This is a genomic window from Moorena sp. SIO3H5 (genome assembly GCF_010692395.1).
Lineage (GTDB): Bacteria > Cyanobacteriota > Cyanobacteriia > Cyanobacteriales > Coleofasciculaceae > Moorena.
Genome location: NZ_JAAHHS010000437.1, coordinates 1 through 6,138 on the forward strand (window position 1 = coordinate 1; position 6,138 = coordinate 6,138).

A 6,138-nucleotide genomic window follows, 5' to 3' on the forward strand; every position below is an offset into this window, starting at 1 on the left:
TATCTATTTTACAATTAATTTTCTGTTGGTGGGCAGTGCCGATTCAATCTACTACAAGCTTTGAAATTCCTAGGAAGCACTGCCCACCCTACGATTTATTTTAACTGACGATTTATTTTAATCTATTTTACAATTAATTTTCTGTTGGTGGGCAGTGCCGATTTAATCTACTACAAGCTTTGAAATTTCTAGGAAGCACTGCCCACCCTACGATTTATTTTACTGCCCACCCTACGATTTATTTTACTCTCCACATTATCCATATTTACTAATAAAAAAAAATTCTAAATTCCTTGACAATTGATTAATTTATACATATATTAATAATATGAGCCATTTACAGGAATCACGATTCATGACCAAGAACATTCCACCTAACTCCGATGACAAGAACACCCCAGAAAACCCTGGTCGCAAACCTAAGCAAGTCAAGCTGATCTTGATCGGTTCTCCTGAAAAAGTTTGGAAGACAATTCTTGCCCTTTATGGCCTTAAATACGCCTATCCCAACGAGTGGAGCACTCCCGAGCCTACGGGGAAGCCTGATGAGGTGATGACTTTTTTGATTCGCTATTTTTACGTAGACTAGGATAGTAATTTGCCAGCGATGCAGCGCGGTCTTGGGGGTTTCCCCCATGAGCGACTGCATCAAGACAGGGTTTTGCCGCCCTGGCGACCATGAGTAAAACTTGTTTTGTGGAGGTTAGTTTACTGACTTGGAATGTTGTTGTTTTGGATCAGTTGCTGAGGTAAGTGGTTAGTAGTCAGTGATCAGTGGTCAGCCTTTTGCTGTTCGCGTAGCGTGCGCGTAGCGCATTTGCTGATTGCTGATTGCTGATTGCTGATCAGCAATACTTGTAATGGCTTATATAGCAATTCTAAATCATTTGTAAAATATGCAAAATCCTAAATCATTGCTGGGCAAGAGTTATAGCAATAGCTTCCGCAATTATATTTCACGAATCATATAGAATTGCTATATAGTAGAATTCGGTCAAGAATTGGTTAAACAAAACTTGACCAATTTTTTTTTGTAAGCAGTTAGCAGTTAGCCAACTGCTAACTGCTTACGAACAAAGTTAACTTAGTTCACAGTTCTTAATATTTGTGAACCTCGAAGAGGATTTTTGTGATTATTTTTTCACTGCTAAAACAACTTTGTGAAACTATTGTCTCAATCTTGCTTGACTAATCACTAATACTCTAAACTAACCATAGGACTACCTAGGGCACAGGGAGCGATTGCCTATGATTAGCAAAAAAGCCTTCGAGGAAAAATATCAGAACATGCCCTGGAAAAGGCGACAAGTTTTGGAGGCGTTGGTTGGTGGCAAGACAGATAAAGAAATTAGAGACAAGGTGCTACGTGTCTATGATATATCTACGGTAAGAAAGCATATTTCTAAAATCTATAAAGACTGTGATATTGAAGCTAACGGTTTTAATTGTCGTTGTGACTTAGTTGAAATCGTTAATACCTATAAGCCTGAGTTAGTGGCTGAGCAAGTATTAAAAGAGTGCGGGTTGTCATCGCCTAGACCTAGAGCTGATCACGAGATTTACATTGAGCGCCCACCCATTGAAGCTCGTTGTTATCAAGAAATTGTCAAACCTGGAGCGTTAATTCGGATTAAAGCGCCGAAACGGATGGGCAAAACTTTACTGATTCATAAGATTATCGCCCATGGTGAAAAACAGAATTATGAAAAGATTTATTTAAATATGAATCAGCTCCCTTTCACTGAATTAGATATATTTTTAAAGTCGTTTTGCTTGCAAGTTGGTAAAAAACTGAAATTGACTAATCAGTTGCAGACCTATTGGGATGATAGTTTGTTTACCAGTGTAGACAACTGCACCACCTACTTTGAAGAGTATTTGTTAGCCTCTTTAGAAAGTCCGTTAGTGTTGTGCTTGGATGACCTTGATAGAGTATTTCACCATCAAGAGATTGCGGAAGGGTTTTTGCCTTTGCTCCGTAGTTGGCATGAGAGTAGCAAGTTTGACGATAGTTGGAAAAAACTGCGGTTGGTGGTGGCTCATGCCACGGAATTTTACATTAATTTAGATATCAATAAGTCGCCGTTTAATGTGGGATTACCGATAGAATTACTAGAGTTTGATGCTCAGCAGGTAAAACGCTTTGCCGAGAGTTATGGGTTGACGTTATCTGTGGATTCAGTAACGAAACTGATGGCAATGGTGGGGGGACATCCTGATTTATTGTCCCAAGCGTTTGATTATCTCAAGAATCACCAACCAGCCGAGAAAACCCTGGATACCCTTTTGGCTTTAGCCCCCACAGAAGCCGGAATTTATCGCAGTCATCTGCTCTCACTTTTAACTAGTATTGAAGAGCATCCCCAATTGCTGGACGCTGTTAAATTATTAGTTAGTACAACTAAGCCCGTCCGCCTGGATTGTAAGATAACTCGGAAGTTGGAAAGTATTGGAATCGTCCAACGCCATGGCAATGATTGTAGTTTGAGATTTAATTTGTATCGTCAGTATTTTAGCGATCGCATTTTAGGAAGTAGGGAGTCGGGATTAGGCAACAGGAAGTCGGAAGTCGGGAGTCGGATGCAACAATGACCAATCAACAATCAATAATCTACAAAGTAGGAGGTAGCTTACCTCACTATGAACCCACTTATGTGACCAGACAAGCTGATCACGAGCTTTATCAGGCATTGATGGCCGGGGAGTTTTGTTATGTGCTCAATTCCCGACAGATGGGTAAGTCCAGTTTGCGGGTACGAACCATGGAAAAGCTCACAAAGGCGGGAGTAGCTTGTGCCTCTATTGATGTTACAAAAATTGGCAATCAAGTAACCTCCCAGCAGTGGTATGGCAGTTTAATTAGACGTCTGGTCACTAGTTTTAAATTAAAGGAAAAAATCCAGCTAATCCCTTGGTTAAAAGAGCGTGAACAATTTTCGCCAGTGCAGTGGTTAGATGAGTTTATTGAGTCGGTTGTCCTAAACGAACTAAGTCAACCGATTGTGATTTTTCTGGATGAGATTGATAGTATAATTAGAGTTACATTTAAAGATGATTTCTTTGCCTTAATTAGGGCCTGTTACAATCAAAGAGCCGAAAATCCAGCCTACAATCGTCTAACCTTTTGTTTGCTGGGGGTGGCAACTGCAGCAGATTTAATTCAGGATAAACAGCGCACCCCGTTTAATATTGGTCGGGATATTCAGTTGACTGGGTTTACCTTTGAGGAGGCCAAAGAGCCTTTGGTTCCCGGTTTGGTAGGCAAGGTGGATAATCCTGAACAGGTCTTAGGTGAGATAGTAAACTGGACGGGGGGACAACCGTTTCTGACCCAGCGGTTGTGTCGTTTGGTAGTCGAGACTTCGGAATCGGGCAATAGTCTTTCCGTGGCACAAGTGGTGCGTAACCAGATCATAGAAAATTGGGAAGCCCAGGATGAACAGGAGCATTTGAAGACCATACGCGATCGCATTCTCAGGAATGAGCAACGGGCTGGTAGGCTACTGGGTTTGTATCAGCAAGTGTTGGATAACGGTTGTATAGCTGCTGATGGGACTGAGGAACAGACGGAATTAAGGTTATCGGGGCTGGTGGTTGAGCGTCATGGCTGTTTGGAGGTTAACAACCGGATTTATGGTGAGGTTTTCGGACCCGATTGGGTCAATCAAGAATTGGCCAGAGTGCGCCCCTACGCTGAGGCGTTTACCGCTTGGGTTGATTCTGGGTGTAAGGATGAGTCTCGATTGTTGCGGGGGGGAGCATTAGAGCAGGCGGAACAATGGTCTAGGGGAAAAGCCTTAAGCGATTTGGATTCCCAGTTCTTAAGAGCTAGTCAGGTTTTAGACAAAGGAGAAGTCCAAAAGGCTTTGGCCGCTGAGAAAGAGGCTAGTCAAATATTAGCCAAGGCTCAAGCAAAAGCCAAGCGAACCATATCCAGAGGGGGAATTGTATTGGGTTTGTCCTTAGTTGCGGTAATTGTTGCTGGGGTGACTGGTATCAAGGCTAGAGAAAAAATAGAGGAAGCCAAAACAGACATGCAACTAGAACGGGAAGGGCTTGGGATTATAGTACAGTTACAGGATAATTTTTGCTGCGGCACCAGTACAGAAAACCAAAAGCTTTTGTATGAGGCAATGGAGACTGGGCAAGAGCTATTTAATCTCGTTAAAGATGGTCGCCCCCTGGATCACTATCCTGCTATCAGTCCTCTATATGCCCTCCAGCAAAGTATTAGTAAATTCCGAGAACGGGCTGTGTTCACAGGGCATCCGGATCAGGTAACGGATGTAGCATTCAGCCCGGATGGACAGAAGATTGCCACTGGTTCAGAGGACAAAACTGCCAGAATTTGGGACTTACAGGGCAATCAATTAGCCGTGCTCACAGGCCATCTGGATCAGGTAATGGATGTAGCATTCAGCCCGGATGGACAGACCCTTGCCACTGGTTCAGAGGACAAAACTGCCAGAATTTGGGACTTACAGGGCAATCAATTAGCCGTGCTCACAGGGCATAAGCGCGCGGTAATCGATGTAGCATTCAGCCCGGATGGACAGAGGCTAGCCACTGCTTCATATGACAAAACTGCCAGAATTTGGGATACAAAGGAAAATGAATTAGCCGTGCTCACAGGGCATAAGCGCGCGGTAATCGATGTAGCATTCAGCCCGGATGGACAGAAGATTGTCACTGCTTCAGAGGACAAAACTTCCAGAATTTGGGACTTACAGGGCAATCAATTAGCCGTGCTCACAGGCCATCAGGAAAAGGTAACAAGTGTAAAATTCAGCTCAGATGGACAGAGGTTGGCCACTGGTTCAGAGGACAAAACTTCCAGAATTTGGGACTTACAGGGCAATCAATTAGACGTGCGAGAAGAGCATAAGTACTGGGAATATAGTGTAGAATTCAGCCCGGATGGAGAGAGGCTGACCACTGCTTCCTTCGACAAAACTGCCAGAATTGTGGAGGTTGAAAGTTTAGGTGATATGCTGGCTAGGGGCTGTGAATTGCTCCAAGATTACTTTGTCGAGCATCCTGAAGCAAAAGATAGGTTAACGGTATGTCATAGGCAAGAGGCAAGAGGCAAGAGGCAAGAGGCAAGAGGCAAGAGGCAAGAGGCAAGAGGCAAGAGGCAAGAGGCAATGAGGCTCCGAGGAGCCCCTAGGGAGGCTCTTAGGCTCAATCATGAGGCAATGAGAGTACAAGAAGAAGCAATAAGACTTAATAACGAATCAATAAGGATAAATAACGAAGCAATAAGACTTAATAACGAATCAATAAGGATAAATAACGAATCAATCAGGCTCGACCGTGAGGCAATCAGGCTCGACCGCGAGGTTCAGAGGCTCGACCACGAGGCCCAGACGATCCCCTAGGGGGGTTCAGAGACTCGTTCACGAGGTTCAGAGGTTCGTTCACAAGGCTATGAGGCTCAACCACGGTATTCAAATACTCACCGTCGAAGTCCAGATACTCGTCCACAAGGTCCAGATGCTCAACGTTTATATTCAAATACTCAAGGGAGAGGTCCAGAGTCTCAAGGTTTATATTTAAATACTCAAGGGAGAGGTCCAGATACTCAACAATGGTATTCAAATACTCAAGGGAGAGGTTCAGATACTCAAGGTCGAGCTTCAGATACTCAACTTAGCAATTTAGGTATCCTAATCTAAATGCTGAACAGCTTAGCTGATAGCTTACCCTTTATCTATTAATATGGTGTTCCCCTGGCGAGATAAATACATTCACCTGCTTACGGATTTCGGCTTTAAGCGGGTCTTGGGCACTGAGTCCAACAAAGCACTGTTAATCGACTTCTTGAATACTCTGTTACCTGCCCACCATCAGATTTAGGATGTCACCATTAAGACTCCCGAGTTCTTTGGCAACAGCTTAGTGAACAGAAGAGCGATTTTTGATAGTTATTGTCAGAGCACAACCGGTGAACGGTTCATGGTGGAAATCCAAAAAGCAGACTGTAAGCATTCAGCCGTCAGCTGTCAGCTGACAGCTGAAAATAAACCTAGAACAGGAGAATTTAATAGTTCGAGATTTTAGAGCATTGAAACTCTGGGAATTTGCCCATCTAAGCATTCAGCCGTCAGCTGTCAGCCTTTAGCTTATTTTATTCAAAAG

At 43.4% G+C, this 6,138-nt stretch carries 4 protein-coding genes; all 4 read left to right on the plus strand.

Annotated elements, in window-relative coordinates; all coding sequences use genetic code 11:
* The first annotated feature begins 355 nt into the window (after nucleotides 1-355).
* Nucleotides 356-589, plus strand: a complete 234-nt coding sequence (locus tag F6K52_RS30575) for a hypothetical protein (protein ID WP_293087752.1) — start codon at nucleotides 356-358, stop codon at nucleotides 587-589.
* A 659-nt stretch (nucleotides 590-1,248) separates the two neighbouring features.
* Entirely contained in the window at nucleotides 1,249-2,592 is a 1,344-nt protein-coding gene (locus tag F6K52_RS30580; protein WP_293087755.1) for an AAA-like domain-containing protein, read from the plus strand.
* On the plus strand, nucleotides 2,589-5,378 hold the full coding sequence (locus F6K52_RS30585) for an AAA-like domain-containing protein (protein ID WP_293087758.1): 2,790 nt from the start codon (nucleotides 2,589-2,591) through the stop codon (nucleotides 5,376-5,378). Before F6K52_RS30580 ends, F6K52_RS30585 begins: the two co-directional genes overlap by 4 nt.
* A 340-nt stretch (nucleotides 5,379-5,718) precedes the next feature.
* Nucleotides 5,719-5,856: a PD-(D/E)XK nuclease family transposase gene (locus F6K52_RS30590; RefSeq protein ID WP_293087761.1), complete on the plus strand. Its 138-nt coding sequence runs from the start codon at nucleotides 5,719-5,721 to the stop codon at nucleotides 5,854-5,856.
* Nucleotides 5,857-6,138: the final 282 nt, after the last annotated feature.